At 72.3% G+C, this 24,029-nt stretch carries 21 protein-coding genes; 6 read left to right on the top strand and 15 right to left on the bottom strand.

Annotated elements, in window-relative coordinates; genetic code table 11:
* Positions 1-19 precede the first annotated feature (19 nt).
* The 4 genes from ACWD4A_RS05415 to pdhA (ACWD4A_RS05400) all read right to left on the bottom strand — a co-directional run bounded on the left by ACWD4A_RS05415 (position 20) and on the right by pdhA (ACWD4A_RS05400) (position 4,641).
* Positions 20-835 (bottom strand): helix-turn-helix transcriptional regulator, encoded by an 816-nt coding sequence (locus ACWD4A_RS05415; protein WP_451189789.1) that lies wholly within the window; start codon positions 833-835, stop codon positions 20-22.
* A gap of 226 nt (positions 836-1,061) precedes the next feature.
* The gene (locus ACWD4A_RS05410; protein WP_451189787.1) at positions 1,062-2,489 is read right to left on the bottom strand and encodes a dihydrolipoamide acetyltransferase family protein; all 1,428 of its coding nucleotides are present in this window, start codon (positions 2,487-2,489) and stop codon (positions 1,062-1,064) included.
* A gap of 23 nt (positions 2,490-2,512) precedes the next feature.
* Positions 2,513-3,493 carry an alpha-ketoacid dehydrogenase subunit beta gene (locus ACWD4A_RS05405; protein ID WP_451189784.1) on the bottom strand — a complete coding sequence of 327 codons (981 nt, stop codon included), beginning with the start codon at positions 3,491-3,493 and terminating at the stop codon, positions 2,513-2,515.
* A complete protein-coding gene (pdhA, locus tag ACWD4A_RS05400; RefSeq protein WP_451189782.1) occupies positions 3,493-4,641 on the bottom strand; it encodes a pyruvate dehydrogenase (acetyl-transferring) E1 component subunit alpha in 1,149 nt (382 codons plus the stop codon). Before pdhA (ACWD4A_RS05400) ends, ACWD4A_RS05405 begins: the two co-directional genes overlap by 1 nt.
* Before the next feature lie 362 nt (positions 4,642-5,003).
* Here pdhA (ACWD4A_RS05400) and ACWD4A_RS05395 point away from each other — a divergent pair, with 362 nt between their 5' ends.
* The 3 genes from ACWD4A_RS05395 to ACWD4A_RS05385 all read left to right on the top strand — a co-directional run bounded on the left by ACWD4A_RS05395 (position 5,004) and on the right by ACWD4A_RS05385 (position 7,406).
* Positions 5,004-5,663 (top strand): response regulator, encoded by a 660-nt coding sequence (locus ACWD4A_RS05395; protein ID WP_451189780.1) that lies wholly within the window; start codon positions 5,004-5,006, stop codon positions 5,661-5,663.
* A 114-nt stretch (positions 5,664-5,777) separates the two neighbouring features.
* Positions 5,778-6,230, top strand: coding sequence for a pyridoxamine 5'-phosphate oxidase family protein (locus ACWD4A_RS05390; RefSeq protein WP_451189777.1), 453 nt, complete (start codon positions 5,778-5,780; stop codon positions 6,228-6,230).
* A gap of 108 nt (positions 6,231-6,338) precedes the next feature.
* On the top strand, positions 6,339-7,406 hold the full coding sequence (locus tag ACWD4A_RS05385; RefSeq protein WP_451189890.1) for a phosphotransferase: 1,068 nt from the start codon (positions 6,339-6,341) through the stop codon (positions 7,404-7,406).
* 53 nt (positions 7,407-7,459) lie between these two features.
* Here ACWD4A_RS05385 and ACWD4A_RS05380 read toward each other — a convergent pair whose 3' ends face one another.
* The gene (locus tag ACWD4A_RS05380; protein WP_451189775.1) at positions 7,460-9,049 is read right to left on the bottom strand and encodes a protein kinase domain-containing protein; all 1,590 of its coding nucleotides are present in this window, start codon (positions 9,047-9,049) and stop codon (positions 7,460-7,462) included.
* Positions 9,050-9,349: 300 nt separating this feature from the next.
* Between ACWD4A_RS05380 and ACWD4A_RS05375 the strand changes: the two genes are divergently transcribed.
* Positions 9,350-11,077, top strand: coding sequence for a protein kinase domain-containing protein (locus tag ACWD4A_RS05375; protein ID WP_451189772.1), 1,728 nt, complete (start codon positions 9,350-9,352; stop codon positions 11,075-11,077).
* A 92-nt stretch (positions 11,078-11,169) separates the two neighbouring features.
* Here ACWD4A_RS05375 and ACWD4A_RS05370 read toward each other — a convergent pair whose 3' ends face one another.
* From ACWD4A_RS05370 to ACWD4A_RS05360, 3 genes are all read right to left on the bottom strand, one after another.
* Positions 11,170-11,730, bottom strand: coding sequence for a bacterial proteasome activator family protein (locus ACWD4A_RS05370; RefSeq protein ID WP_451189771.1), 561 nt, complete (start codon positions 11,728-11,730; stop codon positions 11,170-11,172).
* Positions 11,731-11,876: 146 nt separating this feature from the next.
* Positions 11,877-12,425 carry a hypothetical protein gene (locus tag ACWD4A_RS05365; RefSeq protein WP_451189769.1) on the bottom strand — a complete coding sequence of 183 codons (549 nt, stop codon included), beginning with the start codon at positions 12,423-12,425 and terminating at the stop codon, positions 11,877-11,879.
* An 88-nt stretch (positions 12,426-12,513) separates the two neighbouring features.
* Positions 12,514-13,491, bottom strand: coding sequence for an NAD(P)H-quinone oxidoreductase (locus ACWD4A_RS05360; protein ID WP_451189767.1), 978 nt, complete (start codon positions 13,489-13,491; stop codon positions 12,514-12,516).
* Positions 13,492-13,542: 51 nt separating this feature from the next.
* On the opposite strand from ACWD4A_RS05360, the gene ACWD4A_RS05355 reads away from it, so the two are divergent.
* Entirely contained in the window at positions 13,543-14,667 is a 1,125-nt protein-coding gene (locus ACWD4A_RS05355) for a potassium channel family protein (RefSeq protein WP_451189765.1), read from the top strand.
* Positions 14,668-14,745: 78 nt separating this feature from the next.
* Here ACWD4A_RS05355 and ACWD4A_RS05350 read toward each other — a convergent pair whose 3' ends face one another.
* The 5 genes from ACWD4A_RS05350 to pdhA (ACWD4A_RS05330) all read right to left on the bottom strand — a co-directional run bounded on the left by ACWD4A_RS05350 (position 14,746) and on the right by pdhA (ACWD4A_RS05330) (position 21,011).
* Positions 14,746-16,248, bottom strand: a complete 1,503-nt coding sequence (locus tag ACWD4A_RS05350; protein ID WP_451189888.1) for a molybdopterin molybdotransferase MoeA — start codon at positions 16,246-16,248, stop codon at positions 14,746-14,748.
* A 182-nt stretch (positions 16,249-16,430) separates the two neighbouring features.
* Positions 16,431-17,306 carry an NTP transferase domain-containing protein gene (locus ACWD4A_RS05345; protein ID WP_451189763.1) on the bottom strand — a complete coding sequence of 292 codons (876 nt, stop codon included), beginning with the start codon at positions 17,304-17,306 and terminating at the stop codon, positions 16,431-16,433.
* A gap of 32 nt (positions 17,307-17,338) precedes the next feature.
* The gene (locus ACWD4A_RS05340; RefSeq protein ID WP_451189762.1) at positions 17,339-18,817 is read right to left on the bottom strand and encodes a dihydrolipoamide acetyltransferase family protein; all 1,479 of its coding nucleotides are present in this window, start codon (positions 18,815-18,817) and stop codon (positions 17,339-17,341) included.
* Positions 18,817-19,863, bottom strand: coding sequence for an alpha-ketoacid dehydrogenase subunit beta (locus tag ACWD4A_RS05335; protein ID WP_451189760.1), 1,047 nt, complete (start codon positions 19,861-19,863; stop codon positions 18,817-18,819). The genes ACWD4A_RS05340 and ACWD4A_RS05335 overlap by 1 nt, the downstream gene beginning before the upstream one ends.
* Positions 19,863-21,011 carry a pyruvate dehydrogenase (acetyl-transferring) E1 component subunit alpha gene (gene pdhA, locus ACWD4A_RS05330; RefSeq protein WP_451189759.1) on the bottom strand — a complete coding sequence of 383 codons (1,149 nt, stop codon included), beginning with the start codon at positions 21,009-21,011 and terminating at the stop codon, positions 19,863-19,865. The genes ACWD4A_RS05335 and pdhA (ACWD4A_RS05330) overlap by 1 nt, the downstream gene beginning before the upstream one ends.
* A 181-nt stretch (positions 21,012-21,192) precedes the next feature.
* Between pdhA (ACWD4A_RS05330) and ACWD4A_RS05325 the strand changes: the two genes are divergently transcribed.
* Positions 21,193-21,696, top strand: coding sequence for an Lrp/AsnC family transcriptional regulator (locus tag ACWD4A_RS05325; protein ID WP_451189756.1), 504 nt, complete (start codon positions 21,193-21,195; stop codon positions 21,694-21,696).
* Positions 21,697-21,868: 172 nt separating this feature from the next.
* On the opposite strand, the gene ACWD4A_RS05320 is transcribed toward ACWD4A_RS05325, so the two are convergent.
* A complete protein-coding gene (locus tag ACWD4A_RS05320) occupies positions 21,869-22,459 on the bottom strand; it encodes a TetR/AcrR family transcriptional regulator (RefSeq protein WP_451189754.1) in 591 nt (196 codons plus the stop codon).
* A gap of 2 nt (positions 22,460-22,461) precedes the next feature.
* Positions 22,462-23,982, bottom strand: a complete 1,521-nt coding sequence (locus tag ACWD4A_RS05315) for a 3-hydroxyacyl-CoA dehydrogenase (RefSeq protein ID WP_451189752.1) — start codon at positions 23,980-23,982, stop codon at positions 22,462-22,464.
* Positions 23,983-24,029 lie beyond the last annotated feature (47 nt).

Here is a 24,029-nt window from a genome sequence, read left to right as displayed (position 1 = left end):
CAAATGTCCACGAACAGCCTTACGCCGACCAGCCGTCCAACGGCGTGATGAAGACGAAGCGCAGGTCGGGGCGCTGTATGGGGAGCAGTACGTGCGTGGTCACCCGTACCTCGGCGCGGGCGTGGTACGGCAGCCGCAACCGGAACACGTGCCCGTCACGGTGCTCGACGACGTCGTGCTCCGCGGCCCAGATCCGCCGGCAGTCCGCGTCCGCGTCGAGGATGTCCTTCACCAGACCGCGCAGTTCCGCGTTGGCGGGGTCGCTGTTCGCCGCGACCCGCAGCATCGCGAGATAGACGCGGGCGCAGCTGTCCTCCCAGTCGAGCATCTGCTCGCGGGCCTCGGGATCGAGCAGGGCCCAGCGCATGAGATTGGCGCCGGGGCGCAGCGCCCAGGGAAACCACTCGCCCATGAGGGAATTCGTGGCGACGATATTCCAGGCGACGTCGGAGAGATATGCGGGGTACGAGACCTGCTGTTCCAGGAGCGCTTTGACGCCGTGCGGCAATTCGCGCTGCGCCCTGGAGAGTTCGGGCGGGCGGCGGCCGCAGACGGCAAGGAAGAGGGTGAGGGTCTCCGCGTCGCTGAGCCGCAGCGCCTCCGCGACGCGCAGCAGGAAGCTCTCCGAGAAGTCCTGGCGGCGGCCCGCCTCCAGCGCGCGGTACCACCCTTCGCTCACCCCGGTGAGCCGGGCCACGTGCGCCTGGGAGAGCCGCCGGCCGGGGGGCGGAAAGGTGCCGCGGAGCTCCCGGACGGTCCGGGCGTCGACGCGGGCGCGCCAGGCACGGAGAAGCCGGCTGATGGATTCGCCGTCCACCCGGTCGACGCCTTCCACTCGGCCTCCAAATCCGACACTGCAAGTGTCGGTCAATCTTAAGTAAATTGCCCAGCACGGGCTATTCCACCCTCTGTCAGGGTGGTGACCCGAGGCCGCTCCGCATCAGGACAGAGGGCCCGGACGCTGCTCTCTCCTCGCTGGAGGGGGGTGAGGAGAGAGGCGTTCGGGCCCTCCGTCTTTCATTGTTTGTTTCTCTTTCAACCGCTTTCGCGGATTCCGGGAATCAGCCCCAGGTGATCAGCCGCTGCGGGTTCTCCAGTACGGCCGCGATATCGGCGAGCACCTTCGAGCCGAGTTCGCCGTCGACCAGGCGGTGGTCGAAGGACAGCGCCAGGGTCGTCACGTGCCGCGGCTTGACCTTGCCCTTGTGGACCCACGGCTGGAGCTTGACGGCTCCGAAGGCCAGGATCGCGGACTCGCCGGGGTTGAGGATGGGCGTACCGGTGTCGATGCCGAAGACGCCGACGTTGGTGATGGTGACGGTGCCGCCGGACATGTCCGCCGGGCTCGTCCTCCCCTCCCGCGCGGTGGCGACGAGCTCGCCCAGGGCCGCCGACAGCTCGGGCAGGGTCTTGACGCCCGCGTCCTTGATGTTCGGCACGATCAGGCCGCGCGGGGTGGCGGCCGCGATGCCCAGGTTCACATAGTCCTTGCGGACGATTTCCTGGTTGGCCTCGTCCCAGGACGCGTTGACGTCCGGGTTCCGCTTGATCGCGACGAGCAGCGCCTTGGCGACCAGCAGCAGCGGGTTCACCCGGAGCCCGGCCATGTCCGGGTCTTCCTTGAGCTTCTGCACGAGCTTCATCGTGCGGGTCACGTCGACGGTGACGAACTCCGTGACGTGCGGCGCGGTGAAGGCGCTCGCGACCATCGCCTGGGCGGTGGCCTTGCGGACGCCCTTGACCGGGATGCGGGTCTCGCGCGCGGCGAGGTCCCGTACGCCACCCGCCACGGGCTCCGCCACGACCGCCGCCGGCTCCTCCGCGGCCGGGGCGGGCGCGAGGCGCGCGGTGGCGGCGGCGTGCACGTCCTCGCGGGTCACGACGCCGTCGGTACCGGTCGGGACGACGGTGGCCAGGTCGATGCCGAGGTCCTTCGCGAGCTTCCGCACGGGCGGCTTGGCCAGCGGGCGGGCGGCGACGGGCACGGGGGCGGCGGGCTCGGGCACTATCGGCGCGGGCGTCACCGGCGCGGCCGGGGCCGTACGGCCGTTGAGCTCCGCCTGCACGGCGGCCGCCACGGGGGACGGCTGCGCCTTGCGGGGCCGGCGCTTGGTGGAGGACGGCGCGGCGCCGTACCCGACCAGTACCGCCTGCCGCTCCGGCGCCGCGGGCGCCTCCGGCTCGGCGGCCCGCGCCGCGGCGGCGGGAGCGGCATCGGCCGGTCCCGCACCGGGGTTGGTGTCCACGGAGATGATCACCTGGCCGACGTCGACCGTCGTGCCCTCCGGGAAGCGCAGTTCGTGCACGACGCCGTCGAAGGGGATCGGCAGCTCGACGGCGGCCTTGGCGGTCTCCACCTCGCAGACCACCTGGCCGTCGGAGACGGTGTCCCCCACGGCGACGTACCACTTGAGGATCTCCGCCTCGGTGAGCCCCTCACCGACGTCGGGCATCTTGAACTCGCGGAAGCGCACAGTGCTTGCAGTCATGGTCACGACTCTCCTCGAACCCCTCAGTACGCCAGCGCGCGGTCGACGGCGTCGAGCACCCGGTCCAGTCCCGGAAGGTACTCGTCCTCCAGCCGGGACGGCGGGTACGGCGCGTGATATCCGCCGACCCGCAGCACCGGGGCCTCCAGGTGGTAGAAGCAGCGCTCGGTGATCCGGGCGGCGATCTCGGCGCCCGTGCCGAGGAAGACCGGGGCCTCATGGACGACGACCAGCCGGCGGGTGCGCTCGACGGACGCCTGGACGGCGTCGAAGTCGATCGGCGACATCGACCGGAGGTCCAGCACCTCCAGGGACTTGCCCTCCTCGGCGGCCGCCGCGGCGGCCTCCAGACAGGTCTTCACCATCGGGCCGTACGCGGCCAGGGTGAGGTCCGTGCCCTCGCGGACCGTGCGCGCGGTGTGCAGCGGGCCGGGGATCGCGTCCGTGTCGACCTCGGACCGGTCGTGATAGCGGCGCTTCGGCTCGAAGTAGATGACCGGGTCGTCGCTCTGGATGGCCTGCTGGAGCATCCAGTAGGCGTCCGAGGCGTTCGACGGGGAGACCACCTTCAGGCCTGCCACATGGGCGAACAGCGCCTCGGGCGACTCGCTGTGGTGCTCGACGGCACCGATCGCGCCGCCATAGGGGATGCGGATGACGACCGGCAGCTTGATCTTGCCGAGCGCGCGGGCGTGCATCTTGGCGAGCTGGGTGACGATCTGGTCGTACGCGGGGAAGACGAAACCGTCGAACTGGATCTCCACGACCGGCCGGTAGCCACGCAGGGCCAGGCCGATCGCGGTGCCCACGATGCCGGACTCGGCGAGGGGCGTGTCGATGACCCGGTCCTCGCCGAAGTCCTTCTGCAGGCCGTCGGTGACGCGGAAGACGCCGCCGAGCTTGCCCACGTCCTCGCCCATGATCAGGACCTTGGGGTCGGTCTCCAGGGCGGTGCGGAGCGAGGCGTTGATCGCCTTGACGATGGAGAGCTTCTCTACGGACATCAGTGGCTCTCCTCGGCGAACGAAGCCTGGTAGGCGGCGAACTGCGCGCGCTCCTCGTCGACCAGCGCGTGGCCGTCGGCGTAGATGTGCTCGAAGATCGCCATGTTGTCGGGGTCCGGCATCGTCCGGACGACGTCGCGCACCCGCTTGGCGAGCGCGTCGGACTCGGTCTCCAGGCCGGCGAAGAACGCCTCGTCGGCGTGGCCCTCGCGCTCCAGGTAGGTGCGCAGCCGCAGGATCGGGTCCTTGGCCTCCCACTGCTCGCGCTCCTCGTCCCGGCGGTACTTCGTCGGGTCGTCGGAGGTGGTGTGGGCGCCCATGCGGTAGGTGAACGCCTCGACCAGCGTGGGTCCCTGGCCGGTGCGGGCACGGTCCAGGGCGGCCTTGGTGACCGCCAGGACGGCCAGCACGTCGTTGCCGTCGACGCGCACGCCCGGGAAGCCATAGCCCTGCGCGCGCTGGTAGAGCGGGACGCGGGTCTGCCGCTCGGTGGGCTCGGAGATGGCCCACTGGTTGTTCTGGCAGAAGAAGACCACGGGGGCGTTGTAGACGGCGGAGAAGGTGAACGCCTCCGCCACGTCGCCCTGGCTGGACGCGCCGTCGCCGAAGTAGGCGATCACGGCGGAGTCCGCGCCGTCCTTGGCCACCCCCATGGCGTAACCGGTCGCGTGCAGCGCCTGCGAGCCGATGACGATCGTGTAGAGGTGGAAGTTGTTCTCGTTGGGGTCCCAGCCGCCGTGGTTGACACCGCGGAACATGCCCAGCAGGTTGGTCGGGTCGACCCCGCGGCACCAGGCGACGCCGTGCTCGCGGTAGGTCGGGAAGACGTAGTCGTCGTCCCGGGTGGCCCGGCCGGAGCCGATCTGCGCGGCCTCCTGGCCCAGCAGGGAGGCCCACAGGCCCAGTTCGCCCTGGCGCTGCAGCGTGGTGGCCTCGGCGTCGAACCGGCGGGTCAGCACCATGTCGCGGTACAGGCCACGCAGTTCCTCGGGCGTCAGGTCGATGGAGTAGTCGGGGTGCTCGACCCGCTCGCCCTCCGGCGTCAGCAGCTGTACGAGCTCGGGCTCGCCCGGCCGGGCGGCCTTGGCGCCGGCGCGCTTGCTGCTGCCCCGTCGCGGCTTGCGCGCGGCAGTGCTGTCCACAGTCACGTGTGCTCCTCCGTCTGTCCGGCCCCCGGGGTCGCCGGCGGCCGGAAGGGGTCCCCCCGCCGTGAGGCAGGGAAATGCTCGCCCGGTCCCCGACGGCACACGGGGTGGGTGTGCCGAGGCCGGAACCGGGCGTGACAGGCGCCCCGGCCAATGGCCTGCAATAAGCACGTTACCCAGAAGGCCGCATTCCTGCGAAACCCCGCCTGACCTGCAATTTTGCTTGGATTTCCAAGTAAATCGAGAAAGCGGGACAACGCTCCTGGTCACGTCCTTGTGAGCACGGCCGTGCAGGCCGCCGGAACGACCGCACGTTATCCCGGAGGGCAAGAGCAGGGGAAGAGTTGATGTGAGACTCTGGCACTGTGCCCGAACAGCGAAAAATCACGGTATTTCTGCTCGACGACCACGAAGTGGTCCGCCGCGGCGTGCACGAGCTGCTCTCCGTGGAGGCGGACATCGAGGTCGTGGGCGAGGCAGGCACGGCCGCGGACGCCTTGGTGCGCATTCCCGCCACCCGTCCGGATGTCGCCGTTCTGGACGTTCGCCTTCCGGATGGCAGCGGGGTGGAAGTCTGCCGGGAAATCCGTTCCCAGGACGAGAACATCAAATGTCTGATGCTCACCTCCTTCGCCGATGACGAGGCGCTCTTCGACGCCATCATGGCAGGTGCGTCCGGCTACGTACTGAAAGCGATCCGTGGCAATGAGCTGCTCTCCGCGGTGCGTGACGTGGCGGCCGGGAAATCCCTCCTCGACCCGGTGGCGACGGCCAGGGTGCTGGAGCGGCTGCGCGACGGCAAGGACCCCAAGGGCGACGACCGGCTGGCGAACCTGACCGACCAGGAGCGCCGCATCCTCGACCTCATCGGCGAGGGGATGACCAACCGCGCCATCGGCGAACGGCTGCACCTCGCCGAGAAGACCATCAAGAACTACGTCTCCAGCCTGCTGTCCAAGCTGGGCATGGAGCGGCGCTCCCAGGCGGCCGCGTACGTGGCCCGCCTGCAGGCCCGGAAGAACTGAGGCCCCGGCCAGGGCCTCCGGTACCGCGGTTTTCCCCGTTTCGGGACCAACGTCCCTCCGCATAGGGGCGGGTGCCTCTACGGACACCGGGCGCCACCGTGCACAGTGGTGCCCATGCTCACCGTGCCTACCGGGCCCACCGACGACTACGACGAATACCGCGCGCTCGAACTGCTCGCGCGCATGCCCTACGGCAGGCTCTCTGTGAGCATGCGGGCGCTGCCCTTCGTGACCGTCGCCCGCCACATCGTGAGCGACCGCGGCGTCGTCCTGCGGCTGCACAGCGGCTTCGGCTACGCGCAGGCGTGCGACGGGAACGTGGTCGCGTACGGCGCCGACAACCTCGGCGACCGCCACGCGTCCCAGGAGGACGTCTGGACCGTGCAATTCGTGGGCACCGCACGGCTCTTCACCCCGTCCCCCGCCGAACTCGACCGCTTCGGCAGGCCCCCGCGCGCGGCGGACAACGCACCCTTCGTTCCCGAATACCTGTGCATCGAACCGCAGTTCATCACCGTGCATCACCTCGAAGGCGTCCCCGCACGACAGGTCGCACACTCAGCCTGATCTAACATTTGGAGCGTGCCGCGCTCACTTGTCTCCCCGCTCGTCGCCACCACTGTTCACAGCGGAGTCGGCGGGGACGGCGGGCTCCGCGCGCCCGACAACGGCACGCTGCACGCCCTGTTGCGGCTCTACGGCAACGCCGGGACCCCGCTGGCCTGCGTCCCGCTGACCGAGGGCCTGCTCAACCGCGGCTACCGCCTGACCACCACCCGCGGGAACTTCTTCCTCAAGCACCACCTCGACGGCGACCACGCGGCCATCGCCCGCCAGCACCGCGTCACCCTGCGGCTGGCCGCGCTCGGGCTGCCCGTCGCCCCGCCCGTCACCGACACCGGCGGCTCCACGGTCACCGTCCTCGACGGCCGCTGCTACGCCCTGCACCCCTGGGTCGAGGGCCGCCACCACGACGGCGGCGAGCTGACCCGCGCCCAGTCCCGCCGCCTGGGCACCCTCCTCGGGCAGGTGCACACCTGTCTGGCGAAAGTCTGCTCGGAAGAGCCGCCCGACGGGCCCCCGGAGGGCCCTGGAGGGGCTTCTGCGGGCCCGGGAGCCTCCGGCTGGCCCAGGAGCCCGAAACACCCCTCCGCGGACCCCAGAGCGGCGACCCGGGACGCCTCGGCCGATCCCCAGGACACGTATGCCCTCATCGAGGAGCTCCTCGCGCTCGTACGGCGCCGCCCCCGCGACTCCTTCGACGAACTCGCCGAGCACCGCCTCGTCGAACGCCGCGCCCTGCTGGAGCGGCACGCGCACCGCCGCCCGGCGGCCACACCCGCCCGCGGCTGGGTGCACGGCGACTTCCACCCGCTCAACGTGCTCTACCGGGGCGGCGAACCCGCCGCGATCCTCGACTGGGACCGGCTGGGCGTCCAGCCCCGTGCCGAAGAGGCCGTACGGGCCGCGGTGATCTTCTTCCTGCGGCCCGACGGCACGCTGGATCTGGCGAAGATACGCCCCTACGCGCGCGCGTACCGGCGCGTGTCCGGCGCGGGAACGGCCGAACTGGCGGCCGCCGTGCACCGGGTGTGGTGGGAACGGCTCAACGACTTCTGGATGCTGCGCTGGCGCTACCAGCTGGGCGACCGCCGAGCCGACCCCGGCTTCCCCGCGTCCGCGGCGCTCGCCGTGTGGTGGACGCGGGCCTACGAGTCCGTGCGCACCGCTTTCACGGACTGAGCCCGCCTCCCGGGAAGGGAGACGGGCCCAAGTGGCGGCCGTGCGGCGGCCGGTCAGCTCGTGAGGCCCCCGGGGAGGCCGCCGGTACCGGGCGACGGCGGGTTGGGCGACGGCGGCTTCGGGTCGTCGGTCGGGTTCTTCGTCGGGTTGGTGTCCCCCGTCGGACCGGTCGTGGGGCCGCCCGTCGGCTCGGTCGTCGGGGGCCTCGTGTGGTGACCCGACGTCGGGCCGGTGGTCGGCTCCTCGTTCCCGTTGTCCGTCGGACCGGTGCCCCGCTCGCGGCCGCCGGTGCTGTCGCCCTGGGGCGCACGGGACCGCTGGCTCGGGGTCTCCGGCGTGGAGGGCGAATCGGAGGGCGAGGGCGTGACGGACTGCTTGTCGGTCGTGTTCGTCTCGCCCTTATTGGCCGAGTTCGTCATGCTCATCGCGTACATCACGCCCACCGCGACGGCGATCACCGCGAGCACGGCGATCAGCACCATCTTGCCCTTGCCGCCGCCACCGTTGCCGCGGCCCCGGCCGCCGTTGCCGTAGCCGTCGAAGCCGCCGTCGTCGCCGTTGCGGGTCGGGATGAGCGGCTGCTGCGAGGTGTCGCCGTGCATCGGGTGCGGCATGGCGGTGGTGCCCGCCATCCCGGCGCCCATGCCGAGGGCCTGCGTGGCGGCCGTGGCGTGCGCCACCGGACCGGTGTCCCAGGAGCCCGTGTGGGCGCCGGCGTCGTGCAGCATCTGGAGCGCGTACTGCACCAGGCCGCGCATCTCCTCCGCGCTCTGGAACCGGTCGTCCGGGTCCTTCGCGAGGGAGCGCATGACCAGCCCGTCCAGCTCCGGCGGCACGCTGCCGAGGACCTGCGACGGGGGCACGGGGTTGTCCTGGACGTGCTGGTAGACCACCGACAGCGGGGTCTCGCCGGTGAACGGCGGACGGAGCGCCAGCAGTTCGTACAGCAGACAGCCGGTCGCGTAGAGGTCCGAGCGCGCGTCGACCGTCTTGCCGAGCGCCTGCTCGGGCGAGAGGTACTGCGGCGTGCCCATGACCATGCCGGTCTGCGTCATCGTGGACGCCGCGCCGTGCAGGGCGCGGGCGATGCCGAAGTCCATGACCTTGACCGCGCCGTTGTTCGTGATGATCACGTTGGCGGGCTTGATGTCCCGGTGCACGATGCCGTGCTGGTGGCTGTAGGCCAGGGCCTCCAGCACACCGGAGACGATGATCAGGGCCTGCTCGGGCGGCGGTGCCTCGGCGTTGAGCAACAGGTCGCGAATAGTGCGGCCTTCAACCAGCTCCATGACGATGTACGGCACGACATTGCGGCCGACGACGTCCTCGCCGGAGTCGTACACCGCGACCACCGCGTGGTGGTTGAGCCCGGCGACCGACTGTGCCTCGCGGGTGAAGCGCGCCTTCGAAACCGGGTCCTCGGCGAGGTCGGCGCGGAGCAGCTTCACCGCGACCGTACGGCCGAGCCGTACGTCCTCGGCGGCGAACACCTCCGCCATGCCACCGCGCCCGAGCCGGTGGGTGAGGCGGTAGCGGCCGTCGCCGACCAGCCCGCCATTACCCCACATTTCAGGCACATCGGGCATACCGCCCCCGTTGGCGTCAGGGTCGGACGGACCCTGGGCGCTCTGCGTCTGTGCCATCAGTCCTCGCCGTCGTGTCTGGCCGCTGCGCGTGGGAGTCGCTGCGCGGGGAAAACGGTCTTCCGCTAAGGCACGCTACAGGCTCCAGGCCGCGTGCCGGTCCGGGATGGACGCGCTATCAAACCTGTACGGGCCTGAGCAAGGCAAATCTCGTGACGGCTTGTCGCGCATCCCGTCACGGAACGGGCACGCGGCTTGACGTGCCCGTGGCCTGGGGCAAACTTGGCCGGGATCTATCGACGGAGCCGGCCAGGACCGGACCAGTACAGCAGGCAGTGCGGCCGAGGGGGAAGTGGAACGATGAGCCAGGACGGCGCTCAGGGCCGCTATGCGGGCCGGTCGGTCGGCGGCGGCCGGTACCAGCTCCGCGACCTGCTCGGCGAGGGCGGCATGGCCTCCGTGCACCTGGCCTACGACAGCGTCCTGGACCGCCAGGTGGCCATCAAGACGCTGCACACGGAGCTCGGGCGCGAGGCGTCCTTCCGCGAGCGGTTCCGGCGCGAGGCACAGGCCGTCGCCAAGCTCACACACACCAACATCGTCTCGGTATTCGATACGGGCGAGGACGACCTGGACGGGTCGACCATGCCGTACATCGTCATGGAGTACGTCGAGGGCCAGCCGCTGCGCTCCGTGCTCGACGCCGACGTCCGCCAGTACGGCGCGATGCCCACCGAGAAGGCGCTGAAGGTCACGGCCGACGTGCTGGCCGCCCTGGAGGTCAGCCACGAGATGGGGCTGGTCCACCGGGACATCAAGCCCGGCAACGTGATGGTGACCAAGCGCAACGTGGTCAAGGTCATGGACTTCGGCATCGCGCGGGCCATGCAGTCCGGTGTGACCTCCATGACGCAGACGGGCATGGTCGTCGGCACGCCGCAGTACCTCTCGCCCGAGCAGGCGCTCGGACGGGGCGTGGACGCCCGTTCCGACCTGTATTCGGTCGGCATCATGCTCTTCGAGCTGCTGACGGGACGGCTGCCCTTCGACGCCGACTCCCCGCTGGCCATCGCGTACGCGCACGTCCAGGAGGAGCCGGTCGCACCCTCCTCGATCAACCGGTCGATCCCCCCGGCCGTCGACGCGCTGGTCGCCCGCGCGCTGAAGAAGAACCCGAACGAGCGCTTCCCGAGCGCCGAGTCCATGCGGGACGAGTGCGCGCGCGTGGTGGGCACCGCCCAGTCCGCCGCCTCGCCGGTGATCGTCGCGGGCGGCCCGCCGCCGCGCAGCGGCGCGGGCGTGGGGTCGGCCGTCTTCCCGCCCGTCGACCAGCAGGCGGCGCCGGGCCCGCAGGACGTCCGGACGCCGTACCAGCCGCCCGCGCAGCAGAGCCCCTACAGCGGCGGCTACGGGCCCTCCACGCCCCCGCCGGGCCCCCAGGCCTACGCGACCCCCGTACAGCCCTTCCAGGGCGGCCAGAGCGGCCCGGGGACGCCTCCCCCGTACGCGGCGGCGCCTGCTCCCGCGCCCGTGCCGCCCTCGGGCGGTGGCAAGAGCAACAAGCCGGTGCTCATCGGCTCCGCCGTCGTCGCCGTGCTCGCGGTCATCGGTGTGATCGCGGCGATCACGCTGAACGGCGGCGGCGATTCCGGCAACCAGGCCGACAACGCCGGCAACAAGGGCAAGGGGAACCAGGCGACGGCCGCCCCCGCGGGCGGCACTTCCGGCGGGACCTCCGGCGGCACTTCGGGTGGGACGTCGGGCGGCACCTCCGGTGGCACCCAGTCGCAGCACAAAGAGGGCGACAAGACGAAGACCATCGACAAGCAGAAGTGCACGAACGCGTACGAGTACTACAGCGACAAGTCGAAGAAGACCGCGCCCAACTTCAGCTACTTCTACGTCGACTCGGTCAAGGCGTGCCTGCAGGCGGCCGGCTGGAAGTACCGCATCGACCCGCAGCCCGAGAACACCTGGGGCAAGGGCACGGTGCTCAGCCAGACCCCGAAGGACGGCGACCCCTTCGACCCCAAGTCGCCGAGCGACGAGTTCGTCCTGACGGTGTCGACGGGCGACCCGGCTTCGTAGGAACACGCTTCGCGGGAACGCGAGAACAGCACAACGCCGGGCGGGCTGGATCCTCCAGCCCGCCCGGCGTTTTCGTGGCACAGGGGGTTCTCTTACAGATACGGACCCGAGCGCGCCCCGCCGTGCGGGTGCTGACCCTCGTCGTCGTCCCCGAGGACACCGGGCGGCAAGGCCCGGCGCATCTGCTCCAGTTGGGCCCGCGCGGCCATCTGCTGCGCGAACAGCGTGGTCTGGATGCCGTGGAAGAGCCCCTCCAGCCAGCCGACCAACTGTGCCTGCGCGATCCGCAGTTCGGCCTCGGTGGGGATCGTCTCGTCGGTGAAGGGGAGCGACAGCCGCTCCAGCTCCTCCACCAGCTCGGGCGCGAGCCCGTCCTCCAGCTCCCTGACGGAGCTGTGGTGGATCTCCTTGAGGCGCACGCGGCTCGCCTCGTCCAGGGGAGCGGCCCGCACCTCCTCCAGCAACTGCTTGATCATGCTGCCGATGCGCATGACCTTCGCGGGCTGTTCGACCATCTCCGTCACCGGGACCTCGCGCGACTCGTCGTCACCAGTCCCGCCGCCGGGACTGGCGCTACCGAGAGCCATGCCGTCCGGTCCTACGACCAGGACGTGCGGGCTCTCCTGCGACCGTTCGTTCCTCGGCATATCCATGCCGCCATTCTCTCGCACAAGTGATTTCCCCCTGGTGATGCCCCCGTACACGCCTGATCCACCGTGCTACACGCCCCGCCGCGCGCCCCTTTTTCACTCCATGCGCCGCCTTGCCCGGTGCGTCACTCGGTCCGTCACTTGGTCCGTCACTTGGTTCGGCGCAGCCGCAGGGCGAAAAAGGCGAGACCCAGGCCGGTGAGGGTCATTCCGGTGCCCAGGGGGAGGACGCGCATGACGCGGTCCCCGTAGTCCATGGCTTCGCGGCGCGCGCGCTCGCGTCCGTCGTCCGGAGGCGGCGGGGGCGGGGGGACCGAAGGACGCCGACGGGCCGCGTCGGCCCTCCTGTGGGGCGAGGGAACGGCAGAAGGGGATGCGTCGGGGGCCTGGTCGGTGTCGGCGCCCTCCGCGTCGTCCCCGGGGGATTCCGACGCTTCGGCGGGTTCGGTGGATTCGGGGGATTCGGCGCGGCCGGGGTGCGTACGACCCTCGCCGGCGGCACTCCCCGCGAGTCTGCCGTCACCACCCGGAGGAGAGGGCGTGGGGGTCGCCCGTATGTGCACCTTGCCGGCGGTACGGCCGGCGGGACGGTGGGGGTCCGGGCCGGGGCGCCCGGCGCACTGCGCGCCGGGCGCGACCACTATGAGTCCCACCAGCAGCGTCCCGGCCACGACGGCCGCGCGTACTCCACCGTCCACGCCCTCACCCTCACACGGGGCCTGCCGGGCGGCGCGCTGGACGGCCGAACGGGTGACGGGCCTCCGGAGCCGTCGGACGGTCGGGCCGTCAGACGGTCAGCAGGATCTTTCCGACGTGCGCGCTCTCCTCCAGGATGCGGTGCGCCGCCGCCGCTTCCCGCAGCGGCAGCGTCCGGTCGACGACGGGCCGCACCCGGCCCCCGGCGATCAGCGGCCACACGTGCTCGCGCACGGCCGCGATGATCGCCGCCTTCTCCGCGAGCGGCCGTCCCCGCAGGGTCGTCCCCATCACGGCTGCCCGCTTGGTGATCAGCGCGCCGAGGTCCAGTTCGGCCTTGCGCCCGCCCTGGAGGCCGATGATGGCGAGCCGCCCGTTGACGGCGAGCGCGTCCACGTTCCGCGCCAGGTACTTCGCCCCGACGATGTCGAGGACGACGTCCGCGCCGACGCCGCCGGTGACCTTGCGGAGCTCTTCGACGAAGTCCTGTTCGCGGTAGTCGATGAGGATGTCGGCACCCAGCTCGCGGCAGCGTTCCAGTTTCTCCTTGCCGCCCGCGGTGACGGCGACGCGCGCGCCGACCGCCTTCCCCAACTGGACGGCCATCGTCCCGATGCCGCTGCCGCCACCGTGGACGAGCAGGGTCTCGCCGGGGCGCAGGTGCGCCACCATGAAGACGTTCGACCAGACGGTCGCAGTCACTTCGGGCAGCGCGGCCGCCGTGGCGAGGTCCAGCCCCTCGGGCACGGGCAGCAGTTGACCGACCGGCACGCAGACCTTCTCGGCGTAACCGCCGCCCGCCAGCAGCGCGCACACCTCGTCGCCGACCGCCCAGCCGCTCACACCGGGGCCCAGCGCGGCGATCCGGCCGGAGCACTCCAGACCGGGGTACGGGGAGGCGCCGGGCGGCGGGTCGTAGAAGCCCTGACGCTGCGCCACATCGGCGCGGTTGACGGCACTGGCCACGACCTCGACCAGAACTTCCCCGCTGCCGGGGACGGGATCGGGAACCTCTGCCCAGACGAGGGCCTCGGGCCCACCGGGTTCGGGAATGGTGATGGCATGCATGCCCGCGAGGCTACTCCCGGGTTCTCCCGCGGCATCCCGGAACATGGACGCATGGCAACAAACGCGGAGCGCCCGGACACCCGAAAGTCACCGACCCGGCTCTCGCTCTTCCGGTCGCTCTGGCAGCGCACCCGGGGCGAGGCGGAGGAGGACGCCGAGGCCGGACGCGCCATCGTGATGCCCGTCCAGAACGTGGCGGCCCCGCTGCGGCAGGTGCTGCGCCGGCTCATCATGGCGCTGGTGGTGCTCGGCGCCACGACCCTGCTGGTCTACCTCGACCGCGAGGGCTACCACGACAACGCCGACGGCCGCGTCGGCTTCCTGGACGCCGCCTACTACGCGACGGTCACACTGTCGACGACGGGCTACGGCGACATCACGCCCGTGAGCGACGGGGCGCGGCTGACGAACATCTTCGTGATCACGCCCTTGCGCGTGCTGTTCCTGATCATCCTGGTCGGAACGACTCTGGAAGTCTTGACCGAACGGACGCGCCAGCAGGTGCGCATTCACCGCTGGAGGTCGCGGATGCGGGAGCACACCGTCGTCGTCGGATACGGCACCAAGGGACGGCACGCCATCGAGACCCTGGTGGGTCAGGGCAAGCCCAAGGACAAGATCGTCGTGGTCGATCCGCAGAAGAAGGTCGTGGACGCCGCGTCCAGCGACGGCCTGGTGGGCGTCCTGGGCGACGCCACCCGCTCCGAGACCCTCCAGCGCGCCGAGCTGCCGCGCGCCTCGCAGGTCGTGATCTGCACCGAGCGGGACGACACCGCCGCCCTGGTCACCCTGACCGCCCGGCAGCTCAACAAGGCCGCCACGATCGTGGTCGCCGTCCGGGAGGACGAGAACGTGCCGCTGCTGCGGCAGAGCGGCGCCAACACGGTCGTGACGAGCTCCAGCTCGGCGGGACGGCTGCTCGGCATGTCGATGCTGAGCCCGAACGTCGGCACGGTGCTGGAGGACCTCCTGACGTACGGCAACGGCCTCGACGTCGTCGAACGCCCGGTCACCCGCGGCGAGGCGGGCCACTCCCCCCGCGACTGCGAGGACCTGGTCGTGGCCGTCGTCCGCGGCCACCGTCTCCTCCACTTCACGGACCCCGAAGCGGCGACGCTGCACTTGGCCGACCGGATCATCACGATCAGGCAGGCGACTCCGCCGGAACCGGTGTGACAGGCGCGGGCCTGTCGCCGCCTGCGGCCGCGTCCTCAGTCGCCGGGCGGGCTGAGATTCAGCCCGCCCGGCCCAGGGCTACGCGGACGGACCGTCCGTCGGCCACGGCAGCCGCAGCAGCCCGACCTCGTCCCCCGCGGCCACCCCGCCCGCCGGCACCACGGCGACACCGTCCGCCCCCGCCAACCCCCGCAACATCGCGGGCCCGTGGAACCGCAGCGCTCGCACCCGCCCCCCGGGCAGGCACACCACCGGCACCAGCCACGTATCCCGGGGATGCCCCTCCACGGCCTCGCTGACGACCGCCCGGCCGACGCCCGGGCCGCACCCCGCCATCGCCTGCAGCAGCGGTTCGGCGAGCGTCACCAGCCCCGCGACGGCGGCCAGCGGGTTGCCGGGCAGCCCCACCAGGTGCCGCCCCGGCGCGAGCCGGGCCAGCAGCATCGGGTGCCCCGGCCGTACCGCGACGCCGTCGACCAGCAGCTCCGCCCCGACGCGCCGCAGCATGGGGTGCACGTGGTCGACCGGTCCGGAGGCCGTACCGCCCGTGGTGATCACCAGGTCCGCCGTGGACGCGGTGACCGCGTCGTGGAGCACGTCCGCGTCGTCACCGAGCCGCCGCGTCGCGGTCACCTCGGCGCCGAGCGCGCGCAGCCAGGGGCCGAGCATGGGCCCGAGGGCGTCCCGGATACGGCCGCCCTGCGGCAGCCCCTCACGTAGCAGTTCATCGCCCAGGACGAGGATTTCGACGCGGGGACGGCGGGTGACCGGCAGCCGGTCGTAGCCCGCGGCGGCGGCGAGGCCGGCCACGGCGGGGGTGACGGGCGTGCCCTCGGGCAGCAGTTGGTCGCCGGTCCGGCACTCCTGGCCGCGGGGACGGATGTCCTGGCCGTGGGAGACGTGCCGGGCGGCGTAGAGCTCGCCCTGGCCCCGCACCACGCCGTGTTCGCTGCGCAGCACGGCGGTGGCCCCCGGCGGTACGCGCGCGCCGGTGGCGATCCGGACGGCGTGCCCGTCGCGGAGCGGCACCGCACCGGAATTGTCGGCTCCGGCCAGTACGCCGACCCCCTCCTCCGGCAGCCGCCAGGGTCCTGGGCCGGAGACCGCCCAGCCGTCCATGGCGGAGGTGTCGAACGGCGGGAGGTCGGTGAGCGCGTCCAGGGGTGCCGCCAGCACCTGCCCCAGGGCCTCGTCGAGGGTCCGTTCCTCGGCGGGCAGCGGCTCACCGGCGCGCGCGGCGACGGCTCGGGCACGCGACCAGGAGGTACGGGTGGTGGGGTGCGGGGGGTGGCTGTCAGCCATCGCGGGGCCCGACTCGGGAGAAGCGACAGGTCCGGGAGAAGCGGTGGGGCCCGGCGTGGAAGCGGAGCGCGGAGCGGACTCCGCGGCGACAGCAGGACGGGGCGCGGACTCCGCGGCGGAAGGGCCGCTTCCGAGGCGGTCGGTCCTGTGGACACCGCTCTCGTGAAAGGGGTCGGCCCTGAACAGGAACTCGTATGCCCCCGCCGGGCCGCCACCCGGCGCGCTCCCCGCGGGAACGGCCCCCCGCCCGCCACCGGTCACACCACTCCCCACCGGCATATCACCAAAGGGAAAGTATTCGCAGGGCACTTCATCGCCAGGGAAGCCCGCCGCCCGGCGATCGGCGGGGCCGTGATCGCGGTCGTGGTCACGGCCCCGGCCACCGCTCCGCCGGTCGTCGGCGAACAGCGCCAGTGCCTCGTCGGCGGCGCGGTCGAGCCCGGAATCCGCTTCTCTGTCGGTCATTCCGACCCTTCGGCCTTGTTCCCGGCCCCTCCGGGGCCCTCCGCCTCCGCCGCCCAGCGCCGGGCCAGCACGGCCGCCTTCCGCGTGAGCTCGGCGACCGCCTCGGGACCGCCGCCCCGCTGCGCGGCCGCGTAGCCCACGAGGAACGTCGTCAGGGGCGCGGCGGGGCGGGCCACGCCGTGCGCGGCGTCGCGCGCGAGGTCCAGGAGGGCGGCCGTGTCGACGTCGAGGTCGATACCGAGTTCGGCTTTCGCCGCGGAGATCCATTCATCCAGCACGCTCCCATGGTCCCTGATGCGCGCGCGGGCGATGGCGACGTCCTCCCAGGTGTCGCAGTCGAACGAGGCATCCGGGTGCGGAATCCGCCGGAGTGCCAGTTCGGCCGTGAGCAGCCGCAGCGGGAGACCGGTCAGCGAGCCGTGCTCGGTGGCGATCAGCGCGAGTTCACGGCGGAGCGGCTCGGTGCGGTAGGCCGCGACCAGCGGCTGGTCCCTGCCGTCGGCATCCGTGAGCAGCGCCCCCTCCACGTCCGGCCCGCCGCGGGCGGCTCCGGCGAGCAGCGCCCGCACGGTACCGGCACGCAGGAACGGCAGGTCGGCGGAGAGCACGAGCGTGGTGGCGGCCGACGTGTGCCGGAGCCCCGCGGCGATCGCGGCGAGCGGACCGCCGCCGGGAGGCTCCTCCCGGGTCCACCGCACGGCCCGTACGGTCGGCCGGCGCGGCCCGACGACGACGGTCCCACCGGCGTCCGCGCAGGCTGCCAGCACCCTGTCCAGCAGCGTGCGCCCGCCCACCCGCAGGGCGGGCTTGTCCACCCCGCCGAGCCTCGCGGCCGCCCCTCCGGCAAGCACTACGGCGTCGTAATCAGTCACCCACCGAGTATGTCCGCTCGACCGGCCGTCCTTCAGACCGACCGCAGCAGCATCGCCGGCCGCTCCACGCAGTCCGCCACGTACCGCAGGAACCCGCCCGCGGTCCCGCCGTCGCACACCCGGTGGTCGAACGTCAGGGACAGCTGCACCACCTGTCGCACGGCCAACTCGCCCTCCCACACCCACGGCTTCGGCGCGATCCGGCCCACTCCGAGCATCGCCGCCTCCGGGTAGTTGAGGATCGGCGTGGAGCCGTCGACGCCGAACACCCCGTAGTTGTTCAGGGTGAACGTGCCCCCGGTCAGCTCCGCCGGGGTCAGGGCACCCGCCCGCGCGGCCTCGGTGAGGCGGGCCATCTCCGTGGACAGCCCGACCGTGGTGCGGGTGTGCGCGTCCCGGACGACGGGGACGACAAGCCCCCGCCCGGTCTGCGCGGCGAACCCCAGGTGCACGCCCGGCAGTCGCACGATCTCCCGCGCCTCGGTGTCCACCGTGGCGTTCAGCTCCGGGTACTGCGACAGCGCCGAGGTGCAGATGCGCGCCAGCAGGGCGAGCAGGGAAACCTCCGTCTCCGCCGCGGCGTTCATCGCCCGGCGGGCGGCGAGCAGCTCCGTGGCGTCGGCGTCCACCCAGCAGGTGGCGTCGGGGATCTCCCGTCGGCTCCTGCCGAGCTTCTCCGCGACGGCGCCGCGCACCCCGCGCAGGGGTATGCGCTGGGCGTCGGGCTCCCGTCGCCTTCCGGGACCGGTGCCCGGGAGAGCCGCTTCCGGCGACTCCCGCGGCTCGGCGACGGCCCGTTCGACATCGGCCCGCAGGATCAGCCCGTCCGGGCCGCTGCCACGTATCCGGGCCAGGTCCAGACCTCGCTCCCGGGCGATCCTCCGGACGAGCGGGGATATCACCGCCCTGGGCGCGGGAGCGACCGCTGGGGTGGTCGCGGAGACGGCTGTGTGAGCGGCCGTTGCGGGAGCGGCCGTTGCCGCGGTCGTGGATGCGCCCGCAGGGACGGCTGCGGGCGCGGCCCGCAGGGGAACGGTCTCCGTGGACGTGGACGTGGGCTCCGCGGACGTGGACTCTGTGGACGTGGACTCCGTAGGCGCCCCTTCCCTGGGCCTCCGGCCGTTGGGGGACGTACGGACCCGGCGGCGTCGGCGCGCGGGCGCCTGCGTGCCGTAGCCGACCAGCACGTTCCCCGAGCCCTCCCCCTTGGCACTCGCGGCAGCCCCGTCGGAGCCTTCGGGCCCCTCGGACCCCATCGGCACCGGCTCGCCGACCGCGACCGTCAACAGCGGTGCCCCTACGGGCAGAGCCGTACCCTCCTCGCCGAAGCGGGCCGTCACCACACCCCCGTAGGGGCACGGCACGTCCACCATGGCCTTCGCCGTCTCGACCTCGACCACCGGCTGGTCGACCACCACCACGTCGCCCACCTCCACCAGCCAGCGCACGACCTCCGCCTCGGTGAGGCCCTCGCCCAGATCCGGCAGCCGGAACTCCCGCACCACAGCCATCAGCGCCCGCCCTCCTCATGGCCCGCGGCGGTCCACTCCGACTCCCACTGCAGCCGTGCGACCGCGTCCAGCACCCGGTCCACACCGGGCAGATGGTGCCGCTCCAGCATCGGCGGCGGGTACGGGATGTCGAACCCGGCGACCCGCAGCACCGGCGCCTCCAGATGATGGAAGCACCGCTCCGTGACCCGTGCCGCGATCTCGCCGCCCGGACCGCCGAATCCGGCCGACTCATGGACGACCACGGCCCGCCCTGTGCGCCGTACGGACGCGCACACCGTCTCCTCGTCGAACGGCACCAACGACCGCAAGTCGACGACTTCGAGGTCCCAGCCCTCCGCCACCGCGGCCTCCGCGGCCTCCATGCAGACCGGCAGGGACGGCCCGTAGGTGACGAGCGTCGCGGACGAGCCGGGGCGCCGCACGACAGCCCGCCCGATGCCGGGCACCGGCTCGGGCCTCGCGGCGTCCCAATGGTCCTTCGACCAGTACAGCCGCTTGGGCTCCAGGAACACCACCGGATCGTCGGAGGCGATCGCGGCACGCAGCAGCCCGTACGCGTCGGCGACGGTCGCCGGTGCGACCACGTGGAGGCCCGGTGTGGCCATGTAGTACGCCTCGGAGGAGTCGCTGTGGTGCTCGACACCACCGATCCCGCCGCCGTAGGGCACCCGCACGGTGACCGGCATCGGCACCGCCCCGCGCGTGCGGTTGCGCATCCGGGAGACATGGCTGACGAGCTGCTCGAACGCGGGGTAGGCGAAGGCGTCGAACTGCATCTCCACGACGGGCCGCAGCCCGTACATCGCCATCCCCACCGCGGCCCCCAGGATGCCCGCTTCGGCGAGGGGCGTGTCCGTGCAGCGGTCCTCGCCGAACTCCTTGGCCAGCCCGTCCGTCACCCGGAAGACGCCGCCGAGGGCGCCGACGTCCTCACCGAGGACGTGGACGGCCGGATCGTCGGCCATGGCATCACGCAGCGCCCGGCGCAGCGCCTGTGCCATGGTGGCCGGCTGGTGGCCCGCCCTGACAGCCGCTGTGGTCATCACCGCACCTCTTTCCGCTGCTCCGGCTCCGCCGCGGCGGCGAGCTCTGCCCGCAAGAGGTCGGCCTGCTCTCGCAGTTGGGCGGTCTGCTCGGCGTAGACGTGGGCGAAGAGGCCCATGGGGGCCAGGGCGGGCTCCTCGTTCATCCGCTCGCGCAGCTCGGCGGCCAGCCGCTCGGCGCCTTCCCGCTCGGCTCCCACAGCGTCCTCGTCGATCAGGTTCCTGCTGGTCAACTCCCGCTCCAGCAAGTCGATCGGGTCGTGCGCGCGCCAGGCCTCGACCTCGGCGTCGGTGCGGTAACGGGTGGCGTCGTCGGCATTCGTATGGGCATCGATGCGATAGGTGACGGCCTCGACCAAAGTGGGGCCCGCGCCGCCGCGAGCGCGGCGCACCGCCTCGGAGAGGACCTGGTGGACGGCGGCCACGTCATTGCCGTCGACCAGCCGTCCGGGCATGCCGTAGCCGACCGCCTTGTGGGCGAAGGACGGTGCGGCGGTCTGCTTCGCCAGGGGCACGGAGATCGCGAAGCCGTTGTTCACCACGAAGAAGACGACCGGAGCCCGCCAGACGGCCGCGAAGTTGAGCGCCTCGTGGAAATCCCCCTCGCTGGTGCCGCCGTCGCCCACCATGGCGAGCGCCACCACGTCGTCCCCCTTGAGCCGCGCGGCGTGCGCGAGCCCCACGGCGTGCGGGAGCTGGGTGGCCAGCGGCGTGCACAGGGGGGCGATCCGGTGCTCGCGCGGGTCGTAACCGCTGTGCCAGTCGCCCCGCAGCAGGGTGAGGGCCTGCACGGGGTCGAGCCCGCGGACGACGGCCGCGAGAGTGTCGCGGTAGCTGGGGAAGAGCCAGTCCCGCTGCTCCAGGGCGAGCGCCGCGGCGACCTCGCACGCCTCCTGCCCGGTGGACGAGGGATACACGGCCAGCCGCCCCTGCCGGGTGAGCGCGGTGGCCTGGCCGTTGTACCTCCGGCCGCGGACCAGGTGCCCGTACAGCCGCCGCAACAGCTCCGGGTCGAGCCCGGCGGCCGCCTCGGTGCCCAGCAGGCGGTACGGCTTCGCGTCCGGCAGCAGCGGCGCGGGGTCGGTGCGGGGCCGCCAGGCAGGGGGCGGGGAGGGCCGGTACGAGCCGGGCTGCTCCAGAACCGTCATGACGAGCACCTCCTTAAAGGACGGGCTTCACCGGCCGCACGGCACAGCACGCCGCACGCCCTCCCTACCGATTGTTCGGTCGTCGGCACATTTTGGCTACAGGCGGCCCGAGCCTGTGGACAAACGGTTCTCCACAGCCTGAGATATGGACAGGACGTCCACGAAGGGGAGGCGGGGCGGTATGCCGGACGAACAGATGGCCTTATCGGGCGGCAGGCCACCCGCCCGCCCGCTCGACGAGATCGACCGCGCGATCCTGCGGATGCTCCGGTCCGACGGCCGGGCCTCGATCCGGTCCGTCTCCGAGCAGGTGCACGTGTCGCGCGCCAATGCCTACGCACGCATCAACCGGCTCATCGACGACGGGGTGATACGCGGCTTCAGCGCCCGCGTCGACCAGGAGCGCGCGGGCCAGACCGCCTCGGCGTACATCACGCTGAAGATCGTCCAGAACTCGTGGCGCACGGTCCGCGAAAAGCTCCGCGCCCTGCCGGGTGCCGCCCACATCGCCCTGGTCAGCGGGGACTTCGACGTCCTGCTGCTCGTCCACACCAAGGACAACCACGCCCTGCGCGAGCTGGTGCTGACCCGCATCCAGGCCATGGACGAGGTGCTCAGCACCCGCACCCTCCTGGTCTTCGAGGAGACGGACCTGGAGGAGGGCCGGGTGCCGGGGGAGTCCTGAGCGCCGCCGGCCGTCCGGGCGCGCAGCCCTGCTGAGCGGGCCTGGCGAAGTCCGGTGCGGTTCGGCAGTGCCCCGAAGGGGCGCGGGGAAGCGTCGGTCTGCGGCTCTGCCGCGTGGGCACGACCGGCCACGACGCACCCGCAGACGACGTACCGGACTTCCAGCGAAGCGCTCAGTCGTCGGTGCGCAGCCCTGCGAACGCCGTGCGGACGACCGCGTCCGCCACCTCCGCGCTGGTCACCCCGCCGCGCTCCGGCCGGTACCACTCCACCACGGAGTTGATCATGCCGAAGAGCAGCCGGGTGGCCAGTCGTCCGTCGACGTCCGCCCGGAGGTCGCCGTCGGCCGCCGCCTGCTTCAGCAGCTCCGCGACCCGGTGGTCGAACTCGCGGCGCCGCTCCATCGCCCAGCGCTCCGTGTCCGTGTTGCCCCGCACCCGCAGCAGCAGCGTCACATAGGGCAGCTCCGCCGTCAGGACCTCCACGGTGCGCCGGGTGACGTGCTCCAGCCGGTCGACCGCCCGCCCCTCGACGGCGCGCGGCTCGTCCAGGACGGCGAAGAGCCCGCCGAGGGCCCGGCTTATCGCCAGCCGCAGCAGCTCCTCCTTGCCCTTCACATGGTGGTAGATGGAGGACTTGGAGATTCCGGCCGCCCTGGAGAGGTGCTCCATGGACGTGCCGTCGTAGCCCCGCTCGTTGAACACCTCGACGGCGACCGCGAGCAGCGATTCGGGCGTGTAGGTGTCGCGCTTGGCCATGGTCATGATTACAGCAGGCTCTCTTCGACGGCTGCACGGCGGAGCAGCGGCTGGGACGGGGCGTAACGCCCGTCGGGGTACTCGAAGTGCAGGTTCCGCAGCACCCGGCACACCCACGCCGGGCCGAGGGCGCGCCCCCAGTCCAGCGGGCCGCGGGGATGGTTCACACCGAGCCGCATGGCGGTGTCGATGTCCGCGGGGCTCGCGACGCCGCGCCCGACGGCGTCCTCGGCGAAGTCGACGAGCATGGCGACCGTACGGGCCACGATCATGCCCGGCGCGTCGCCGATGACGCTCACCCGCTTGCCGAGCGCCTGGAACAGCCCGATCGCCGCCCGTACGTCCGCCGGGTGGGCGGTGCCGGAGGGGGCGAGGGCGATCCGGCCGCAGGTCCGGTAGTCGAGGGCGAGGTCGAAGTGGATGCGGGTGCCGGCGTGCTCCGAGGTGGCGGGGACGCCCCGGGTGAGGGAGAGCTCCGCGCCCCCGGGGAGGACGAGGTACCCGTCGCGCGCGCCGGGCCCGGCCTCCTGGGCGACCGTGACGCCCGCTTCCTCGATCATCTCGTGCAGTACGGCGCAGGCCTTGGGCAGCCTGCCGTGGAGGGTGAGCTCCTTGGGGGTGTCGCACGGCTCGGCGGTGTGCGGCAGCGGCCGTTCGGTGCCGGGCGTGTGGTCGTACCAGCCCAGGCCGGTCTTGCGTCCCAGCAGCCCGGCCTCCACGAGCCGGCGCTGGGCGAGCGAGGGCCTGAACTTCGGGTCGTGGAAGAAGGCCTCATGGACCGAACGGGTGACGGCTTCGTTCACATCCTGGCCGATGAGGTCGGTGAGTTCGAAGGGGCCCATGGGGAAGCCGCCGCACTCGCGCAGGACGGCGTCGATGGTGGCGGGGTCGGCGGCCCGCTCCTCGTGGAGGCGGAACGCTTCGGCGTAGAAGGGCCGGGCGACGCGGTTGACGACGAAGCCCGGGGTGTCGGCGCAGCGCACCGGCGTCTTTCCCCAGGCGGCCATGGTGGCGCACGCGCGATCGGCCGCGGCCTCGTCGGTGGCGTGGCCCCGGACCACCTCCACGAGCGGCAGCAGCGGCGCGGGGTTGAAGAAGTGCAGGCCGACGCAGCGTCCGGGCAGCCGGAGGGCGCCCGCGACGGCCGTCACCGACAGGGACGAGGTGTTGGTGGCGAGCAGGCAGTCCTCTGGAACGACCGACTCCAGGTCGGCGAACAGCTTCTGTTTGGCCGGGAGTTGCTCCAGAATCGCCTCGATGACGAGCCCCGAGCCGGAAAGGTCGTCCAGATGTGCGGCAGGGCGCAGCCGGGCGCGGGCCGCGTCGCGGGCGGCGGCGGTGAGCCCGCCCTTCTCGACCAGCCGGTCGAGGCGTGCGCCGATGGCCCGTACGGCCTCGTCCGCCCGGCCCTCGGCGGTGTCGTACAGCCGTACCATGTGGCCCGCCACCAGGGCGACTTGGGCGATCCCCCGGCCCATGGTGCCCGCGCCGACGACGGCGACGGTCGTGCTCGGCTCGATTACGGTCATGCCGGTGATCCTCCCCGATGAGTTGTCCACAGGTTCGCCGGGCCCCC

It is taken from the genome of Streptomyces sp. NPDC002537, from assembly GCF_053594975.1.
Note: the sequence above shows the minus strand (reverse complement) of the source record. Positions and strands in the feature narration are given on the sequence as shown.

Bases quoted from the DNA above. Each gene is read 5' to 3' on its own strand.
- ACWD4A_RS05410 (WP_451189787.1), bottom strand. From the start codon at position 2,489: ATGACTGCAAGCACTGTGCGCTTCCGCGAGTTCAAGATGCCCGACGTC.
- ACWD4A_RS05315 (WP_451189752.1), bottom strand. From the start codon at position 23,982: ATGACCGTAATCGAGCCGAGCACGACCGTCGCCGTCGTCGGCGCGGGC.
- ACWD4A_RS05355 (WP_451189765.1), top strand. From the start codon at position 13,543: ATGGCAACAAACGCGGAGCGCCCGGACACCCGAAAGTCACCGACCCGG.
- ACWD4A_RS05340 (WP_451189762.1), bottom strand. From the start codon at position 18,817: ATGGCTGTGGTGCGGGAGTTCCGGCTGCCGGATCTGGGCGAGGGCCTC.
- ACWD4A_RS05360 (WP_451189767.1), bottom strand. From the start codon at position 13,491: ATGCATGCCATCACCATTCCCGAACCCGGTGGGCCCGAGGCCCTCGTC.
- ACWD4A_RS05380 (WP_451189775.1), bottom strand. From the start codon at position 9,049: ATGGCACAGACGCAGAGCGCCCAGGGTCCGTCCGACCCTGACGCCAAC.
- ACWD4A_RS05390 (WP_451189777.1), top strand. From the start codon at position 5,778: ATGCTCACCGTGCCTACCGGGCCCACCGACGACTACGACGAATACCGC.
- ACWD4A_RS05325 (WP_451189756.1), top strand. From the start codon at position 21,193: ATGCCGGACGAACAGATGGCCTTATCGGGCGGCAGGCCACCCGCCCGC.
- pdhA (WP_451189759.1), bottom strand. From the start codon at position 21,011: ATGACGGTTCTGGAGCAGCCCGGCTCGTACCGGCCCTCCCCGCCCCCT.
- ACWD4A_RS05370 (WP_451189771.1), bottom strand. From the start codon at position 11,730: ATGGATATGCCGAGGAACGAACGGTCGCAGGAGAGCCCGCACGTCCTG.
- ACWD4A_RS05405 (WP_451189784.1), bottom strand. From the start codon at position 3,493: ATGTCCGTAGAGAAGCTCTCCATCGTCAAGGCGATCAACGCCTCGCTC.
- ACWD4A_RS05375 (WP_451189772.1), top strand. From the start codon at position 9,350: ATGAGCCAGGACGGCGCTCAGGGCCGCTATGCGGGCCGGTCGGTCGGC.
- ACWD4A_RS05335 (WP_451189760.1), bottom strand. From the start codon at position 19,863: ATGACCACAGCGGCTGTCAGGGCGGGCCACCAGCCGGCCACCATGGCA.
- ACWD4A_RS05350 (WP_451189888.1), bottom strand. From the start codon at position 16,248: ATGCCGGTGGGGAGTGGTGTGACCGGTGGCGGGCGGGGGGCCGTTCCC.
- ACWD4A_RS05320 (WP_451189754.1), bottom strand. From the start codon at position 22,459: ATGACCATGGCCAAGCGCGACACCTACACGCCCGAATCGCTGCTCGCG.